At 62.3% G+C, this 16,696-nt stretch carries 14 protein-coding genes; 11 read left to right on the top strand and 3 right to left on the bottom strand.

Features of this window, described 5'->3' with window-relative positions:
• The first annotated feature begins 4 nt into the window (after window positions 1–4).
• Window positions 5–811 carry a CpsD/CapB family tyrosine-protein kinase gene (locus ACF8FB_RS16965; protein WP_004576287.1) on the top strand — a complete coding sequence of 269 codons (807 nt, stop codon included), beginning with the start codon at window positions 5–7 and terminating at the stop codon, window positions 809–811.
• A gap of 62 nt (window positions 812–873) precedes the next feature.
• Here the strand turns inward: ACF8FB_RS16965 and galE are convergent, their stop codons facing one another.
• From galE to ACF8FB_RS16980, 3 genes are all read right to left on the bottom strand, one after another.
• Window positions 874–1,839: a UDP-glucose 4-epimerase GalE gene (galE, locus tag ACF8FB_RS16970; RefSeq protein ID WP_010954018.1), complete on the bottom strand. Its 966-nt coding sequence runs from the start codon at window positions 1,837–1,839 to the stop codon at window positions 874–876.
• A 105-nt stretch (window positions 1,840–1,944) separates the two neighbouring features.
• A complete protein-coding gene (locus ACF8FB_RS16975) occupies window positions 1,945–4,545 on the bottom strand; it encodes a glycosyl hydrolase family 5 (RefSeq protein WP_392511583.1) in 2,601 nt (866 codons plus the stop codon).
• 5 nt (window positions 4,546–4,550) lie between these two features.
• Window positions 4,551–6,077, bottom strand: a complete 1,527-nt coding sequence (locus tag ACF8FB_RS16980) for an O-antigen ligase (protein WP_010954020.1) — start codon at window positions 6,075–6,077, stop codon at window positions 4,551–4,553.
• Window positions 6,078–6,172: 95 nt separating this feature from the next.
• Between ACF8FB_RS16980 and ACF8FB_RS16985 the strand changes: the two genes are divergently transcribed.
• The 10 genes from ACF8FB_RS16985 (at window position 6,173) to ACF8FB_RS17030 (ending at window position 16,640) form a co-directional block, all read left to right on the top strand.
• Window positions 6,173–7,549 (top strand): oligosaccharide flippase family protein, encoded by a 1,377-nt coding sequence (locus ACF8FB_RS16985; RefSeq protein WP_010954021.1) that lies wholly within the window; start codon window positions 6,173–6,175, stop codon window positions 7,547–7,549.
• A 236-nt stretch (window positions 7,550–7,785) separates the two neighbouring features.
• Window positions 7,786–9,252 carry a GMC oxidoreductase gene (locus ACF8FB_RS16990; protein WP_010954022.1) on the top strand — a complete coding sequence of 489 codons (1,467 nt, stop codon included), beginning with the start codon at window positions 7,786–7,788 and terminating at the stop codon, window positions 9,250–9,252.
• A 103-nt stretch (window positions 9,253–9,355) separates the two neighbouring features.
• Window positions 9,356–9,964, top strand: coding sequence for an acyltransferase (locus tag ACF8FB_RS16995; protein WP_029615442.1), 609 nt, complete (start codon window positions 9,356–9,358; stop codon window positions 9,962–9,964).
• A 1-nt stretch (window position 9,965) separates the two neighbouring features.
• Complete coding sequence (locus ACF8FB_RS17000) at window positions 9,966–10,922, top strand: glycosyltransferase family 2 protein (protein ID WP_010954024.1); 957 nt, start codon at window positions 9,966–9,968, stop codon at window positions 10,920–10,922.
• An 8-nt stretch (window positions 10,923–10,930) separates the two neighbouring features.
• Complete coding sequence (locus ACF8FB_RS17005; protein ID WP_350297839.1) at window positions 10,931–11,455, top strand: serine acetyltransferase; 525 nt, start codon at window positions 10,931–10,933, stop codon at window positions 11,453–11,455.
• 5 nt (window positions 11,456–11,460) lie between these two features.
• Window positions 11,461–12,438 carry a glycosyltransferase family 2 protein gene (locus ACF8FB_RS17010; RefSeq protein ID WP_392509996.1) on the top strand — a complete coding sequence of 326 codons (978 nt, stop codon included), beginning with the start codon at window positions 11,461–11,463 and terminating at the stop codon, window positions 12,436–12,438.
• A gap of 9 nt (window positions 12,439–12,447) precedes the next feature.
• The gene (locus ACF8FB_RS17015) at window positions 12,448–13,452 is read left to right on the top strand and encodes a VirK/YbjX family protein (RefSeq protein WP_049587811.1); all 1,005 of its coding nucleotides are present in this window, start codon (window positions 12,448–12,450) and stop codon (window positions 13,450–13,452) included.
• 49 nt (window positions 13,453–13,501) lie between these two features.
• Entirely contained in the window at window positions 13,502–14,704 is a 1,203-nt protein-coding gene (locus ACF8FB_RS17020; protein ID WP_392509997.1) for a glycosyltransferase, read from the top strand.
• Window positions 14,701–15,888, top strand: a complete 1,188-nt coding sequence (locus ACF8FB_RS17025; protein ID WP_010954029.1) for a glycosyltransferase family 2 protein — start codon at window positions 14,701–14,703, stop codon at window positions 15,886–15,888. The genes ACF8FB_RS17020 and ACF8FB_RS17025 overlap by 4 nt, the downstream gene beginning before the upstream one ends.
• Window positions 15,888–16,640, top strand: a complete 753-nt coding sequence (locus tag ACF8FB_RS17030; RefSeq protein WP_010954030.1) for a WecB/TagA/CpsF family glycosyltransferase — start codon at window positions 15,888–15,890, stop codon at window positions 16,638–16,640. Before ACF8FB_RS17025 ends, ACF8FB_RS17030 begins: the two co-directional genes overlap by 1 nt.
• Window positions 16,641–16,696 lie beyond the last annotated feature (56 nt).

The following is a 16,696-nucleotide window of genomic DNA, read 5'->3' on the forward strand; positions in this document are numbered from 1 at the left end:
AGTGATGGACAGGATCAAGCCGGCTGTTGGCAACAATATTCATCAGGTTACCCCAGGTACTCCCCAGGCACTGTCTCCCGCCCCCGGTACGGCGCTGGCCGAAGTGCCGGGTCAGTTCGATTACGTGAACACCAAGGTGGTACCGCTGCGTGCAGACCACCTGGAGCGTAACCGCATCGTGGCGTACAACAAGAACTCCAACATGAACGGGCCGATCGACCTGCTGCGTACGCAGGTGCTCAGGGCCATGGACGAGAACGGCTGGCGTACCTTGGCCATCACCTCGCCAACGCCGGAAGCGGGCAAGACCATGCTGGCGATCAACCTGGCCATGAGTATTGCCCACCACACCACCAAGACTGCGTTACTGGTGGACTTCGACCTGCGCCGGCCCAAGGTCGGCAGTTACCTGGGCCTGCCCATGGAGCAGGCACTGAACGAGTTTCTGACGGACAAGGCCGAGTTGCAGGACTGCCTGGTCAACCCCACCTTGCCGCGCTTCGTGGTGCTGCCAACGCGGGTACCCGTGCCCCTGTCGACCGAGATGCTGTCCTCGCCCAAGGTGAACAACCTGATTGGCGATTTGCGCAACCGCTACGAATCGCGCATCTGCATTTTCGATTTGCCACCGCTGCTCAGCTCGGATGATGCGATCACCGTGTTACCCAAGTTCGACTGCGTGTTGCTGGTGGTGGCCAACGGAATGAACAACAAGAAGGAAATCGAGGATTGCCTGCATCACCTGGGTACGGTGAACCTGATCGGGACAGTGTTGAACAAGGCCGACGAACAGCCACGCACCTATTACTGAGCCTTCTGGCAATACGCTTTCAGGCGCAGCCTTGTGCTGCGCCTGAAAGCTATGAGGCCAACTCAGCGCCTCCAGGGATACTGCAACTCCCACTGCCACGCATGCCGCACAATCTGCTCCAGTGAGGCGAATGCAGGGCGCCAGCCCAGCACCTGCATGGCCTTGCTCGCATCCGCCACCAGCCGTGGCGGGTCGCCGGCGCGGCGCTGTGCGTCAAGGGCAGTGATCTGTCGCCCGGTCACGGCCCGGGCCGTATCGATCACCTGCTGCACCGAAAAGCCCAGGCCATTGCCCAGGTTGAACGCGGCACGCTCGCCACCGTCCAGTAGATAATCCACTGCCAGTGCATGGGCAGCCGCCAGGTCTGCCACATGCACGTAGTCGCGTATGCAGGTGCCATCCGGCGTGTCGTAGTCGCGACCAAACACTGTCACCGCCTCGCGCCGGCCAGATGCAGCCTGCAGGATCAACGGGATCAGATGGGTTTCCGGCTCGTGACGCTCGCCTAGCTGGCCTTCCGGGTCAGCGCCCGCTGCATTGAAATAGCGCAGGCTTACCGACTTCAAACCATAGGCCCGGTCGAAGTCCTCAAGAATCTGCTCGACCATCCATTTGCTCAACCCATACGGGTTGATCGGCCCCTTGGTGTGTGCTTCATCGATCGGCACGTACTGCGGGTTGCCGTATACGGCGGCACTCGAAGAAAACACCAGGTGCCTGATGCCGGCATTGACCATGGCCTGCAGCAGGGAAAGGGTGGCTGCGACGTTGTTCTGGTAGTACTTGCCGGGGGCACTGACCGACTCGCCCACTTGAATGAACGAGGCGAAGTGGAACACCGCATCGAAGCGACACACGCCAAACAGCACATCCAGTGCGGCTTCGTCGGCGATGTCGAGCTTGGCCCACTGGATACCGGGGCCAGGTGAGACCAGGTCCGCCACCAGCACTTCATGGCCGGCGGCGAGCAGGTGCTTGACCATGTGCGAGCCAATGTAGCCCGCACCACCCACAACCAGATATTTCATCCCCACCTCCTGGAATCTGCTGTTTACAGACGCAGTGAACACTCCCTGACACGTGCAGGTGGGATGATCAGCTACAGGTGACCTGAGCGTAGATGGCCATATGCTCTATTTCAAGAATAGCCAATTGGACATGTAGGTACCGTCGAAGGTAATGGTGTATTGCCCATCCTTGTAGGCCACCGGCAGCGGCTTCAGCTGCTCCCGTGCATCGCGGGCGAACAGTTTCAGGCCGGCGGGTGCCTTGATGTCCAGGCTGCCTTCAAGGGGCTCGACATTGAACGGCGTCTTGTCATCGGCCTTGGGCATGGCACGGGTGCCCAGTGACAGCAGAAGCTCGCGCGACTGGCCCAGTGGCTTGCCGTCCAGGCTCTGGACCACGACGCTGGCGTAAGGCGTCTTCATTTGTATCTGAATGGCACCCAGGTTGATCGGGCGGCCGCCCAGCCAGCCGCTGGCGGCCTGGGTCAGTGGCGTGTCGATGGTGTAGATGCCTTGTTGCCAGTTGCGCCTGAGTTCGCCTGTGTCGGTCACCGACTCGGTGGCATCGGCGGCCAGCAGCGCTTGCCCCGGGTCGTGCAGCACCTGCGCGTCTGCCGGGATGGGCGCGGGTTTGAGCCAAGGCAATTCCGGCGTGTGTGGCAGGGCGATCTGCAACTGGCCCTTTTCCATGGCTGTGCGCAGCAGCGGTGAGTTACGCGGGGTGATTTCCTGGTTGTACAGGGTGGCAGGTGTCGGTGCGAACACGTAGCGAGTGGTGGCGGGTTTCACGTCCGCACGGCGATAGAGCAGGGCAGCGGCGGGCAGGGTGGCGATCATCGCCGGGTCATTGTACGCGTGCCAGTTGTCCGCCGTGCGCCAACCGGGGTTGAACGCCTGTTGGCTGTAGGCGTATTGCAGCATGGCGTCCCAGCCTTGGTGGCTGGCGGTGCCGGCGATGTAAATCGGCAGCGAGTGACGGTCAGGCAGCGGGAAGGGCTCGGCGTTCCACTCGGTGACGGTCAGCGGTTTGCCGACGACCTGGGCGGCAGCAATCCAGTCGATCATGCCGTCGCTGGTCAGCGGGTTCTTCTCCAGTTGGCCTGTGTCGCCGTAGCTGTGGGCGTCGATGACATCGCCAACGCTCAATGCCGGCAGTGCGCTAAGCCCATTACCGCCCCAGGTGCTGGTGGTAGCAATGGGGACTTTCACGCCCACGCTGCGCAAGTGGGCGATCATGTCGGCATTGAAGCGTTGTTCCAGCTCGTTGAGCAACAGCTTCGACGGCCCATGCTCCCAGGCACGCCAGGTCAGGTCGGCGGGTAGGTCAAACTGTTTGGCAAAGGCCTTGGCCGCCGTCATGTAGCGCGCACTGTGGCGGGGTACATCCTTGTTCGGCATCAGGGCGTTGCCGTAATGCTGGGTCAGGTCATTCTCGTTGGTGATCAGCACGGCGGCGATGGCGGGGTCGTCCTTGTAGGCCAGGCCCGTGTACTCGTTGACATGGGTCAGGTACTGCTCGGCGAAGCGTTTCATCGCCTGCCGGATACTGTCGTTCACGTAGGCGTAACCCTTCAGGTCGACGCGACCGTCCTGCTCGGGCAGCTCCTTGAAGTCTTCGATGTGGTCGTTGGCGGTAAACGCACGCTGCACATGCATGTCCAGCCAGATGTAGATGCCTTCGTCCTTGAGTGACTTGATCCACAGGTCGAGCTTGCGCAGCGATTCGGTGCTGAGCTGCTGGGTATCGCGCACCACGGTGCCGTCGCCAAAGACGTTGGGGCTGACCCAGGGCGAGTCGTGGTGATGCAGGCGCACCAGGTTGAAACCCAGTGCCGAAAGGCGTTTGGCTTGTTGGCGGATTTCGTCGTCGGGGCTTTTGAACAGCGAGTAGGCCGACAGGTTGGTGCCCCAGAAGCGTACCGGGGTGCTGTCGGCGAACATCAACTGGTCGCCGACAGCCTTGACGAAGCCACGCTTGCCGGCGGGTTTTTCCGCTGCGTTGAGGAACGACAGGTCCACCGGCGAGGTGCGCCAGTCCAGCTGGTCATCAGGCCAGGTGGCGGGGTCTGCCAGGCCGAAGCGCTCGCTGGGTGTCGGGCCGAGTTCGATGTCGCCGGTCACGTTGAGCACGGCCTTGAGCTGCTGGCGGCCGGCGCTGATCGGGTCCTTGTAGAGGAATGCACGCAGCTCGGACGGGTTGCCGCGCTCGAAATAGACCTTGGCCAGTGGCGGGTCGAAACGCATTTCGATGCGTCGCCCCTGGTCAGCCTTGCCCCACGTCCAGCCGCGGTTGTCGGGCAACAATTGCGGGGCGCCCATGCCGCCGGCGATTTGCGCCGGGTCGAACTGGAACACCAGGCCGCCACCCATGACACCGCTCTGGCGGCTGTGGGCGTCGAGATCGAAGGCCCAGCTCAGGGTTTGCGCCTGTTCCTTACGGATGTCAGCCTGCAGGTCGAAGTCCAGTTCCTTGTTCTTGCCCCGCAGCGTGTAGTGGTAAGGGCCATTGACCTTGAAGTCGGTATAGAAACCGGTCCAGCTCCAGTTGGCAGCCCAGAAATCGAATTTGGCCTTCATGACCGGGCCACCGCCGTGTGTCACGTTAGGCAAGCCATTTTGCTCATCGACACTGACCTGCCAGTCTGAAGCCCAGCTGGCCAGCGGCAGCAGGGCCAGGCCGGCAATGGCCGAAAGGCGCACGTAATGACGCAGGGACAGCCTATTCATGAACATTACCTGGGTTGTAGGTCGGGTTCTGCCAGTTCCACGGCCGGGCTGTTGTGCAGCCGGCGAACCATCTGGATGTAGGCCACGCCCAGGCCTGCGATAGACCAGTACACCACCGGGATGAAGGTGATGCTGCTGACCGTGAAGATGATGACCAGAATGCCGATCAGCGTTGCCAGCAACACCCGGCCGAGCTGTCGTCGCTCGTCGTCCTTGTCGGCAAAGCTGAGCATGGCCTTGCGGATACCCCGCAGCACGACGGCAAAGAACGCCACGAACAGACCTAGCCCGACCAGGCCGACCCGCAACGCCAGGTTGATGTAGGTGTTGACGATGTCGATGATGCCGTCGCCCTGGATCATCGCCTGCATTTCGGGTGTGTTGCGGAAGTCGAAGGAGCCGAACAACGGATTGCGCTGGATGACGATCCACGAGTTGTCCATCAGCCGCTCGCGGTAGGTGATGTTCTCTTTCTCGAGGTTACCGATGAACGGCAGCAGGTCCAGCACCTTTTCGCCCCCAGGCACGACGGTCAGCAAGGGCAACGCCAGCATGCCTGCCGCACCTAGCAGCGCCAGGCGCTTGACGGCGCCTTTGCCCAGGGCGATGAACACCACCACGATGACCACGGCGCCGATCCACGGGCCACGCGACAATGGCGCGAACAGCCCGGCGGCCAGCAGCAGGGCGCCCATGGCCTTGTGCAGCGGGCGTTGCACATAGCCCTGCACGAACAGGAACAGGCCGATGGCCACGCTCATCACGTAACCCAGTGCAATCGCCTGGCCGGTGGTGACGCTTGCCCGCAGTGCACCGCCCCGGCTCAGGTAGCCGGACATGCTCCATGGCACGCCCATGGCGTCGACCAGGGCGCTGTACAACAGCCAGTGGCGCACATACTCGGCCACAGCGATCAGCGCCATGACGAAAGAGGCCAGCACGAAGGCCAGCAGGGTGTCCTTGAAGTCGCTGATCTGGCGCAGGCCACGGCTGGCCACGTAATACGGCAGGAGAACGTCGACATACAGGTACAGCGCCTGGCGCAGCGTGTCGGTAAGGGTGGTTTCGCGCAAATAGAGCACGCTCATCAGCAGCAGGCCTGCCGCCAGCAGTTTATCAGCCCAGATGCGGCCAAAGCGCAAGGTGTCACCTTGGCGGCGCAGGTACAGCGCGGCCGGCAGCAGCACGCACAGGGTCAGCAGGCGAATATGGTTCAGGTCGACCAGGTAATTGACCACGCCAAACCCGGGCACCTGCACCGATGCTGGCGGGATCAGGAACAGCAGCATGTAGAACAGCGCCATGGGGTTGTGCTCGCGGCGCCCGGCCAGCAACAGGACGACCGCGCCCACCCCCAGGTACAGCCAGAAGCTGTGGGAGAAAAAAGCCAGCAGGGTCAGCAGGAACCACAGATTGCGCCGGCGCTTGTAGTCGCTGAGCGGAATCAGGTCGGTGGCAGGCCGCCGGGCCATCAGGAAGACCACGCTCGCCAGAAACAGGATGACGATCAACGCACGAAAATGTTCAGGCATCGGCTATGTACACCTTTCCCTTGGTGGGCAACGGCTAGCATCGTGGCTAATTGAAACTATAGTGACTTTTAGCCAATCAGTCAGAGATTGAAGTCATGCCGTCGATTGATGTGTCAGCCGCCGCGAGCCTGCGCAAGCGGGCCCTGAGGGCCGGGTCTTGGAACCTGGTCTCGCAGGTGGCTTCACAGGTGATGCGCCTGGGCGGCAATCTGATCATGGCCCGCTTGCTGCTGCCGGAAATGTTCGGGGTGATGGTCATCGCCACCACTGTTTCGATACTGCTGCATTTGCTTTCCGATGTCGGCCTGCGCCAGAACATCATCCAGAGCCACCGCGGAGACGACCCGGACTTTCTCAACACCGCCTGGACCGTGCAGATCATCCGCGGTTTCCTGCTGTTTGCCCTTACCCTGCTGCTGGCCCTGGGAGCTTGGTTGGCCCAACTGGCTGAGCTGTGGCCGGCCGACTCTACCTATGCCGCGCCGGTACTGCCGATGGTACTGGCGGTCACCGGCCTGTCGGCGGCCATCTGGGGTTTCCAGTCCACCAAGATAGATGTGGCGGTACGAACTTTCCAACAAAAGCGCGTGGTATTGGTCGACCTTGCCTCGCAGGTGGCGGGCCTGGTGGTGATGCTGGTGCTGGGCTTGCTGACCCATTCGATCTGGGCGCTGGTGTTATCAGGCCTGGTTTCGGCGGTCGTCTGGACCGTGCTGGGGCATACCGCCCTGGAGGGGCCCAACAACCACCTGCGCTGGGACCGTTCGGCGCTGACCGAGCTGATCGTGTTTGGCCGCTGGATCCTGTTGTCGTCGATGGTCGGCGTGCTGGCGATGTACGGCGACCGCATATGGTTTGGCGCCAGCATGTCGGCGGCGCAACTGGGTGTGTATTCGATCGCCGTGCTGATCCTGGGTGCGGTGCAGACCGCGCTCATGAAAATTGTCGGCGCGGTGGCGCTGCCTGCTTTCAGCGAAGCGGCCCGGGCCGACGACAAGCCGCGCCTGAAAGCGCTGTATTTCCGCTTTCGGCTGCTGGTCGACCTGCTGGTGCTGTTCATTTGTGGCGGTTTCCTGACCGCCAGCCCGCTGCTGATCGGCTGGATGTATGACGATCGCTACCGCGAAGCCGGGCCGATGCTGGCGATTCTCTCGCTATCGTTCATCGTATTGCGCTATACCTTGGCTCATCAGGTGTGGATTGCCTTGGGCCTGACCAAGTACCAGGCCATGGACAACATCATCCGCCTGGTCTCGTTATGGGGGCTGTTGCCGCTGTTACTGGCGATTGGCGGGGTGGAGTGGGCTATCTGGGGGGTTGCCCTGCATGCTGCGCCAACGCTGGTGCTGGTTGTGTATGTGAACTGCAAACTGGATATCTTCAGCCTCAAACGTGAGCTGGTGGTACTGCCGATGTTGCTGGTCGGGGCGCTGTGCGGGGCACTGTTGACGGCCTTTTTCAACTGGCTGTAGCGCAGTTTGCCGGGTGTAACTTTCATGGCTACAGGTCACGGGAACATGGGGAAGCTCACTTTTTGTACTGCGCAGTTGGGTCGTAGAGGCTTTCTCCAGAGCTGTGTCTTGCTCGGCGCGGGGGGCGCGGTGTTCGGCGCCTCGGCGGCCGTTGCGGGCAAGACGGTCGAAAAGCCCGGGTTCGTGGTAATCAACGGTTGGGTATTGCCGTCCCGTTACTTTCGGAACGCGTCAGCATGATCAAGGACTTTGAGCAGCAGAAGGCGCTGCGCGATCACTATGATTTCTGCATCATCGGGGCCGGCCCGGCGGGTATAACCCTGGGCTTGCGCCTGGCAGCCGCCGGCTGGAGCGTAATGATCGCCGAAGGCGGGGGGCGCGAATATGCGCCGCACTCGCAAGACTTGTACGCGTGCTCATCCACCGGCCTGGAACTGTATGCCGAGGAAACCCGCCTGCGCTACCTGGGTGGCACCTCCAATCACTGGGCTGGCCGGTGCCGACCATTCACCCCTTCGGATTTTGCCGTCGCCCCGCCAGGCGTCTTGCCGGGCTGGCCAATTCCCTACTCGGAGATCGAAGGCTTTCTGCCGGCAGCCATGGAGATCGTCGATCTGGCGCCTGGCTCGGATTTTCGCGCGATGAATGCCGGTCTCAATGGCGGTGACTTCGAGGCGGACCGTTTTCTGCTCAGCACGCCGACACGTTTTGCGCAGAAGTACGCTACAGCACTGGAGCAGACCCCAGGCCTGGATGTGTTCATCAACTGTAATTGCGTTGACCTGGAGTTCGACAAGGCTTCCGGCCACCTGGCTGCGGTGGTTTTGTCTGACTATGAGTGCAATCGTCAACGCCTGGTGGCTGGAAATTTCATTCTGGCCACAGGGGCCATCGAGAATGCCCGGCAGTTGCTGAACAGCGAGACCCTGGTGGCCGCAGGCGTGGTGAGCAAGGAAGGGCTGGTCGGCGGGTGTTTCATGGAACACCTGAATATCGAAATGGGCACTTTCATCCTCAAGTCCGGGCAGGACCCAGAGCCGCGCCAGTACTACACCACCGATGCTTTCGTCGACGAGTACAAGGCCGGTAAAGGCAATGTCACCGCCTCCTTGCTGGCCGATGTGCAAACTTATGGCCGCACTGCCGAGGTGAAGTATTTTCTCGAGAGCCTGGCCTGCGACATGGGGTTTGCCAGCAAGGTCGCCTTCGTCGCCAAGTTCAGCTGCCCTGGTGACGGCGTGATCAGCACCATGATCGAGCAGTTCCCCAACCTGCACAGCCGCATTTCGCTGCTGGACAAGAAGGATGCGCTGGGCGTGGCCAAGGTCAATGTCAATTGGGTGCTTAGCGCCGAAGACCGGCACACCATCAAGTGCATTGGCAGCGAACTGGCCAAGCAGTTCGCCGACATGGACCTGGGGTTCGTCAAGCTCAACGATTTCGTTTACGACACCTCGATACCGCTGAGAATGGCACCCCATGCCCATCACATGGGCACCACGCGCATGGCCGCCTCGCCGCAGTTCGGTGTGGTCGATGCCAATTGCAAGGTGTTCGGTACCGAAAACCTGTATGTCGCCGGCAGCAGCATTTTTGCCAAGGGCGGCGCCTCCAACCCGACCATGCCGCTGTTGCAATTTGCCTTGCGGCTGGCCGACCACCTCGATAACAAGATGAAAGCGGCCAGCGGCGCCGCGGCGTGATGAAGGTTGTACACGGGTGAGTGCGATGCGGTCAGCACCTAGAAGAACGAGACCGGAACGCCTCAGGAGACTCCAGATTGTTCAGATCGCGAGGCCAGGCAGTATGAAAGGATGGATACGCAAGGCAGTGGCGCGCTACGCCCATGCAACCGGGCGAGGTGGCAAATTCTACAGGAGGTTCTGCAACCCCTCTGGTCTTGAATGGGGGGCCTATCTGGCCCGATGGGGCAACTTTCATTCGGTCGGCAGCAATTTCTACGTCAATACAGGCTGCAAGTTTCTCGACCCGTCGCTGGTACGTATCGGTAACAGCGTGGGCTTGTCCGACTGCACGTTGATCGGTCATGACGGGGTGGTATTGCTGATCGAGCATCGCTTTGGCAAGCACCTGGATTCGGTCGGTTTCATCGACATCAAGGACAATTGCTTCATCGGCCATGGTGCGATCGTGATGCCTCGCGTGACCATCGGGCCCGAATCCATCGTGGCGGCAGGGGCGGTGGTGACCAAGGACGTGCCGCCAGGCACCGTCTATGGTGGCAACCCTGCCGAGTTCATTTGTACCACCGAACAGTTGATCAAGCGGGTCGAGGCACGTTGCGAAGCCTACCCATGGATCGATCTGGTGAAGCAGCGCAACGGTGCCTACGACCCGGAAGTGGAACCGTTACTGATGGCGCAAAGACGTCAGTATTTCTTCGGGGACAGCTGAAATGGCTAGCAAACCTGTGGATGTCATGGTGGTCAACTTCAATACCGCTGGACTGTTGCAGCCGATGTTCGATGCGCTGCGCCGGGCCGACAGCGAGCGGCTGGCCAGTTACCTGGTGGTCGACAATGCCTCGCGCGATGACTCGGTGCAGCGCATGGCCCAGGTGTGCCCCGAGGCACTGCTGCTGAGCAACAAGCAGAACGTGGGTTTCGGCCGGGCCAACAACCAGTTGTTGGCGCACCTCAAGGGCAAGTATGCCTTGCTGCTCAATACCGATGCCTTCGTTGCCGCCGACTCGCTGCAAAAAACGCTCGACTACATGGACGCCCACCCGGAGTGCGGCGTACTGGGGGTGCGCCTGGAGGGTCGCGATGGCGACCTGCAGCCCAGTTGTCGCTACTTCCCCACACCGCTCAATGTGTTCGTCGGGCGTACCGGGTTGGGGCGGTTCTTCCCAGGGGTGAAGATGGTCGACGACATGAACTGGGACCACGCCTCGGTGCGCGAGTGTGACTGGTTGCCCGGCTGCTTCTACCTGGTGCGCCGCGAAGTACTCGACAAGGTGGGTTTGTTCGACCCGCGCTACTTCCTTTATTACGAAGAGGTGGACCACTGCAAGCGGGTGAAGGAAGCGGGCTGGAAAGTGGTGTTCTACCCGCATACCACGGTGGTGCACATCGGTGGCGAAAGCTCCAAGTCGGTGGCGGAGCTGGAGGCCGCCAGCCGGCAGATCTCGTCCTATCAGATCGAAAGCGAGTTGCTGTACTTCCGCAAGCATCATGGGGTGGCGGGGCTTGCCCTGCACATGCTGCTGGTCACGCTGGGCGACCTGGTGCTGGCACTCAAGGCGCTGTTGAAACGACGCGGCTGGGGCGCCATTCAGGCCTGCTGGCGTCATTGCCGGGCAACCTGGTCTTTGCTGTTCAAGACCCGGTACGCCAGCCAACCGACAAGGTAGGTGGAGCCATGTTCGATAATATTCGCGCCGACCTGCGGGCCCATGGCGGGGACTGGGGCGCCCAGGGTTTCTGGGTCTTGCTGGTGTACCGCTTTGGCCGCTGGCGTTATACGCTGCGCCCGGCACTGCTGCGCAAACTGTGCTCGCTCATCTACAAGGTGCTGTTCAAATTCGTCCAGATCATCACCGGTATCGAACTGCCGTGCGAGGTGGTGATCGGGCGCAACTTCGTCATCGATCATTTTGGCGGCATCGTTGTCAGCGGCTATGCCCGCTTCGGCGATGACTGCCGTATCCGCAACGGCGTGGTGGTGGGCCTGAAGAATGTCGACGAGCCGATTGCCCCGGTGTTCGGCAACAACGTCGACATTGGCACCGGGGCCAAGGTGCTGGGCAGTATTCGCATCGGCAACAACGTGATCATCGGCGCCAATGCCGTCGTGCTGGTAGATGTGCCTGACAATTCACTGGCAGTGGGGGTGCCGGCCATCATCAAGGCCCGGCAACCGGCCGCCGTGGCATCGGTCGAGTGAGGCCTATGGCAACGGTGATCGGGGTGGTGGTGATCGGCCGCAATGAAGGCCAGCGTCTCGAGCGCTGCCTTGTTTCGCTGGCGCAGGGGGCCGACAAAGTCATGTACGTCGACTCGGGTTCCACCGATGGTTCGCTGCAGTTGGCCGCCAACCTTGGCGTGGCAGTACTGGCGCTGGACATGAGTATCCCGTTCACCGCCGCACGCGCCCGCAATGAAGGTTTTGCCGCCTTGCAGCGCCTGTTGCCATCGATGCAACTGGTACAGTTCGTCGATGGCGACTGCGAGGTGAATGCCAGCTGGCTGGCCACGGCGCAGGCTTTTCTTGAGCAGCACCCCGCCGTGGCAGTGGTGTGTGGTCGCCGGCGTGAGCGCTTCCCGCAGCGTTCGGTGTACAACTTGCTGTGCGACCTGGAGTGGGATACCCCGGTCGGTGAGGCCAAGGCCTGTGGCGGCGATGCGCTGATGCGGGCAGACGCCTTTGCTGCCGTGGGTGGCTTCCGTCCTGACCTGATCGCCGGAGAAGAGCCGGAACTGTGCGTGCGTTTGCGGGCCCGCGGCTGGAAAGTCTGGCGACTGGCTGCCGAGATGACCCTGCACGATGCCGGCATGACGCGTTTCAGCCAATGGTGGCGGCGTAGCCTGCGCGCTGGGCATGCCTATGCCGAGGGCGCCTACCTGCATGGCCAGCCACCCGAGCGGCATTGGCTGCGTGAGTCACGTCGGGCCTGGTTGTGGGGCCTGGGCATACCTTTGGTGATCGCGCTGGCCTGCCTGCTGCTGGGCGGCTGGGGCCTGCTGTTGCTGTTGATCTACCCACTGCAGGCGGTGCGCCTGGCGCGCCGTGGCGGCAAGTGGACGCGCGAGAACTGGCTGCAGGCCGTGTTCCTGGTGTTGGGCAAGTTCCCGGAAATGCTCGGCCAACTGAAGTTCCTGCGCCACCGCCTTGCGGCTGGCAAATCGGCTTTGATCGAGTACAAGTGAGAGAAACCCATGATGCTCGGCACCCTCGTGAAAAGCGTGTTTACCTTGCAACCGGGTTACTCGTTGCGGGCGATGCACAACAAGTACAAGTTGGCACGGCAGATCGCCAGGCAGTGGCCTGAGCTGAACGGGTTCATGCAGCGCATGACGGCGGCGCTGGGGCCGCATGGTCTGCAGCGGCTGGGTGTGGATTGTATCGGTGTCGTGCAATGGCCTTACATCAGCCGATGCTGGGAGGCGCCACAGCGTCTGGAGGTGGTGGCTACGCACTTTGAACGGGTGGCTGGGCAGTTCCCGGCGTTGCTGTTGCTGGGGCGCGACGAAAACCTGAGGCTGTGTGACCTGTCCAGCCACTCGCCGGGCTGTTGCCTGGTACTGGACCGGCCAATCTGGTTCAAGCGCGAAGGCGAGCTGGTGCTGAACCTGTTCCAGGCCGACCTGCGTGTGGCATCCCTTGCCTTCACCCTGGGCCGCAGCCAGGGTGAAACCTGCCTGTTCATCGGTGCGGTGCAGGGCATCCACAAAGGTATCGACAGCGAAACCTCGCTGGCCATCTACCGTGACCTGACCAAGGACTTCGAAGGGCTGCGGCCACGCAGCCTGTTGCTCGAAGCGTTGAAATGCCTGGGCAGAACCTTGGGTGTGACACAGCTGTATGCCGTCAGCGACGCCTGCCGGCACCATCGCCATCCCTATTTTGGCAGCGACAAGGGCCAGGACCTGGCGGCCAACTACGACGTGATCTGGCAAGAACACGGTGCCACAGCGTCTGACCGTGAGGATTTTTTCAGCCTGCCATTAGCGCCGGCGCAACGGGCGGAAACTGACATCCCGGCCAAGAAACGGGCGATGTACCGCCGCCGCCAGGCATTGCTCGACGATGTTTTCACCCGTTTGCAGGCAGCATTGCCAAGCAGCAATCACAACCTTGGACTACAAGGAAAACAGGGGGATGCATTTGCTGTGAGTGCATCGGCAGTAGACGGACCGCCCGTAGTCGACAGCCTGAAGTGAAGGTTGCCAGGGAAGGTTGGTCATCAAGCGGGTTTGGATCTGGATTCGTATGCGCATTGCTTACTTCATCAATCAGTACCCGAAAGTCAGCCACAGTTTCATCCGTCGCGAAATACTGGCGCTGGAGCGCCAAGGGGTTGAGGTGCAACGTATAGCCCTGCGTGGGTGGGACGCCGAAGTGCAGGATGCCGAGGACGCAAGCGAACGGGGCAAGACCCGCTACGTATTGCAAGGTGGGCTCAAGGGGTTGTTGGCACCGACGTGGCAGGTACTGCGTACGCAGCCGCGGCGGTTTTTCCAGGCGCTGTGGCTGGCCATGCGCCTCGGCTTGCGGGCCGACCGTGCCTGGCCCTACCACCTGGTCTACCTGGCCGAGGCCTGCCAGGTGCTGCAGTGGTTGCAGGCAGGGGAGGCGACACATGTGCACGCGCATTTCGGCACCAACTCTACTGAAGTGGTCATGCTGGCCAACGCCCTGGGCGGGCCGGCATACAGCTTTACCGTGCACGGCCCTGAAGAATTCGACAAGCCACAGTTCCTGCACTTGGGTGAGAAAGTACGGCGCGCCGCCTTTGTCGCGGCGGTGAGCTCGTACGGGCGCAGCCAGCTGTACCGTTGGGTGGCGCACGAGCACTGGGGCAAGGTGAAGGTGGTGCACTGCGGCCTGGAGCGTGGCTTTCATGAGGTGGCGCCGGTCGCTGTGCCGTCGGCGCCACGGCTGGTGTGTATCGGGCGCCTGTGCGAACAGAAGGGCCAGCTGCTGTTGCTGGAAGCGGCGCGCTGTCTCGCTGCCCAGTCGATCGCCTTCGAGCTGGTGCTGGCGGGTGACGGTGAAATGCGCGAGCAGATCGAGGCCTTGATTGCCCGGCACGGCTTGCAGCAGCAAGTGCGTATCACTGGCTGGATCAGCAGTGCGCAGGTACGCGAGGAAATCCTGGCCGCCCGTGCGCTGGTGCTACCCAGCTTCGCCGAGGGCTTGCCCGTGGTCATCATGGAGGCCATGGCCTTGCGCCGGCCCGTGCTGACCACCTATGTAGCGGGTATCCCCGAGCTGGTGCGGCCTGGCGAAAACGGCTGGCTGTTCCCAGCCGGTGCCGTGGACGAGCTGGCAACAGCCATGGCCGACTGCCTGGCGCAACCGGCCGAGGTACTGCAGCGCATGGGCGAGGTGGCCTACCAGCGTGCCGTGCAACGGCATGACATCGATACCGAGGCGGCCAGGCTGGCCGACTATTTCAAGGCATACGCATGATAAGTGTATTGGGTTGGTTACTGGGCCTGTTGGCGATCATCGTCCTGGTACCGGTGTCGGTGCTGTTGCTGCAAGTGTTGCTGGCTTGCCTGCCGGCGCGGTCCAGGCCCAAGGGCATTGGCGAGCGCCCGCGAGTGGCGGTGTTGGTGCCCGCCCACGATGAGGCGCTGGTCATTCGTGCGATGCTGGCCAGCGTTACGCCGCAACTGCTGGACGGCGACCGCTTGCTGGTCGTGGCAGACAACTGTTCGGATGACACGGCCCGGTTGGCACGCGCGTCCGGTGCCGAAGTGGTAGAGCGCCACGATACGCGCTTGCGCGGCAAAGGTTACGCATTGGATTTCGGCGTGCGCCACCTGGCTCAGCGGCCGCCCGAGGTGGTCATCGTGGTGGATGCCGACTGCCAGGTGGGCGAGGGGGCGATCGACTGCCTGGCGCGCCGCTGCCACGCACTTGCCCGCCCGGTACAGTCGCTGTATCTGATGCGTGCACCGGCAGGTGCTGGGTTGAGGGTGCAGGTTGCCGAGTTTGCCTGGCGGGTCAAGAACCTGGTGCGGCCACGTGGCTGGGCGCGCCTGGGCCTGCCATGCCAACTGATGGGCGCGGGCATGGCGTTCGGCTGGCACGATCTGAGTCTGATCAACCTGGCCAATGGTCATCTGGTCGAGGATGTGAAGCTGGGCCTGGACCTTTGCCAGCAGGGCAAACCGCCTGCTTTCTGCCCCGAGGCACTGGTCACTAGCCAGTTCCCACTTAGCCAGCAGGGCCTCAACAGCCAACGCACCCGCTGGGAGCACGGCCATCTGGGCTTGATGCTTGCCGACGCACCCAAGCGGGCGATGGCTGCCATCACCCAGCGTAACGCTAGCCTGGCGGCCTTGACCCTGGACTTGCTGGTGCCGCCCCTGGCGTTGCTGGTACTGACCTTGCTCGGGCTTAACCTGGTGACCTGGCTGGCGTACCTGCTGTTCGGCCTGGCGGCGCCCGCGTGGCTCGCCTTTGCCGGTTTGGCCTTGCTGGCCTTTGCCGTGGTGTTGGCCTGGGCGCGCTTCTGCCGTGAAGTGATACCGTTCTCGGTGCTGCTGTACGCGCCGTTTTACGCGGCCAGGAAAATTCCCTTGTACCTGAGTTTCCTGATCAAGCGCCAGGTTGAATGGGTGCGTTCAAAACGGGATGACGACTGATGGCTCAGTGGCAGAATCGCTGGAAGCGTGTGATCGACCAGCTGGCAGTGATCGCTGATGACGCCGCCGTGCAGCACCTGCTCGATCGCCTGGCCACACCGGATACGGCCACCGTGCTGGGCTTCGTCAACGCCCATGCGATGAACCTGGTGGTGCGCGATGGTGGCTACAGCCAGGCGCTGTCGGCCGCAGATGTACTGCTGCGCGATGGTGCCGGCATGGCGATCCTGTATCGCTGCCTGGGCCTGGAACCCGGGCTCAACATGAACGGCACAGACTTCATTCCCAGGCTCATGGCTGCTTACCGAGGGCGCAAGGTCGCCTTCTGGGGCACCCGGCAACCCTACCTGGACCAGGCTGTGCAGCGCTGTAAAGCCGAATTCGGCATTGTGCCAGTGTCGGTTCACGATGGCTTCGCCAGCCTGCAAACCTATCTGCAGTTGGCCCGCGTCCAGCAACCCGAGCTGATCGTGCTGGGCATGGGCATGCCCAAGCAGGAAGCGGTGGCAGCGGCGTTGGCAGCCACTGGCGGGCCATGCCTGATCGTGTGCGGTGGGGCGATCCTGGACTTTCTCGGCGGCAAGGTCAGCCGTGCCCCCGAATGGCTGCGGCGTTTGGGGGGCGAGTGGCTGTACCGCCTGCTGCGCGAGCCCAAGCGCCTGTTCATGCGTTATGTGGTGGGCAATCCGCTATTCCTGTTGCGTACCCTGTTGTACCGGCGGGCGGCGGTTTCGGCCAGGCGGGCCCTATGAATCGGCCAAAAATCGCAAAAGCGGTGATCCCGGGTACGCCAGCGCCGGGTGGCTGC

This window comes from Pseudomonas sp. yb_2, from assembly GCF_043103905.1.
GTDB classification, from domain to species: domain Bacteria; phylum Pseudomonadota; class Gammaproteobacteria; order Pseudomonadales; family Pseudomonadaceae; genus Aquipseudomonas; species Aquipseudomonas alloputida.

Bases quoted from the DNA above. Each gene is read 5' to 3' on its own strand.
- galE (WP_010954018.1), bottom strand. From the start codon at position 1,839: ATGAAATATCTGGTTGTGGGTGGTGCGGGCTACATTGGCTCGCACATG.
- ACF8FB_RS17005 (WP_350297839.1), top strand. From the start codon at position 10,931: ATGTTCGATAATATTCGCGCCGACCTGCGGGCCCATGGCGGGGACTGG.
- ACF8FB_RS17000 (WP_010954024.1), top strand. From the start codon at position 9,966: ATGGCTAGCAAACCTGTGGATGTCATGGTGGTCAACTTCAATACCGCT.
- ACF8FB_RS16985 (WP_010954021.1), top strand. From the start codon at position 6,173: ATGCCGTCGATTGATGTGTCAGCCGCCGCGAGCCTGCGCAAGCGGGCC.
- ACF8FB_RS16980 (WP_010954020.1), bottom strand. From the start codon at position 6,077: ATGCCTGAACATTTTCGTGCGTTGATCGTCATCCTGTTTCTGGCGAGC.
- ACF8FB_RS16990 (WP_010954022.1), top strand. From the start codon at position 7,786: ATGATCAAGGACTTTGAGCAGCAGAAGGCGCTGCGCGATCACTATGAT.
- ACF8FB_RS17030 (WP_010954030.1), top strand. From the start codon at position 15,888: ATGGCTCAGTGGCAGAATCGCTGGAAGCGTGTGATCGACCAGCTGGCA.
- ACF8FB_RS17010 (WP_392509996.1), top strand. From the start codon at position 11,461: ATGGCAACGGTGATCGGGGTGGTGGTGATCGGCCGCAATGAAGGCCAG.
- ACF8FB_RS17025 (WP_010954029.1), top strand. From the start codon at position 14,701: ATGATAAGTGTATTGGGTTGGTTACTGGGCCTGTTGGCGATCATCGTC.
- ACF8FB_RS17015 (WP_049587811.1), top strand. From the start codon at position 12,448: ATGATGCTCGGCACCCTCGTGAAAAGCGTGTTTACCTTGCAACCGGGT.
- ACF8FB_RS16995 (WP_029615442.1), top strand. From the start codon at position 9,356: ATGAAAGGATGGATACGCAAGGCAGTGGCGCGCTACGCCCATGCAACC.
- ACF8FB_RS17020 (WP_392509997.1), top strand. From the start codon at position 13,502: ATGCGCATTGCTTACTTCATCAATCAGTACCCGAAAGTCAGCCACAGT.
- ACF8FB_RS16975 (WP_392511583.1), bottom strand. From the start codon at position 4,545: ATGAATAGGCTGTCCCTGCGTCATTACGTGCGCCTTTCGGCCATTGCC.
- ACF8FB_RS16965 (WP_004576287.1), top strand. From the start codon at position 5: ATGGACAGGATCAAGCCGGCTGTTGGCAACAATATTCATCAGGTTACC.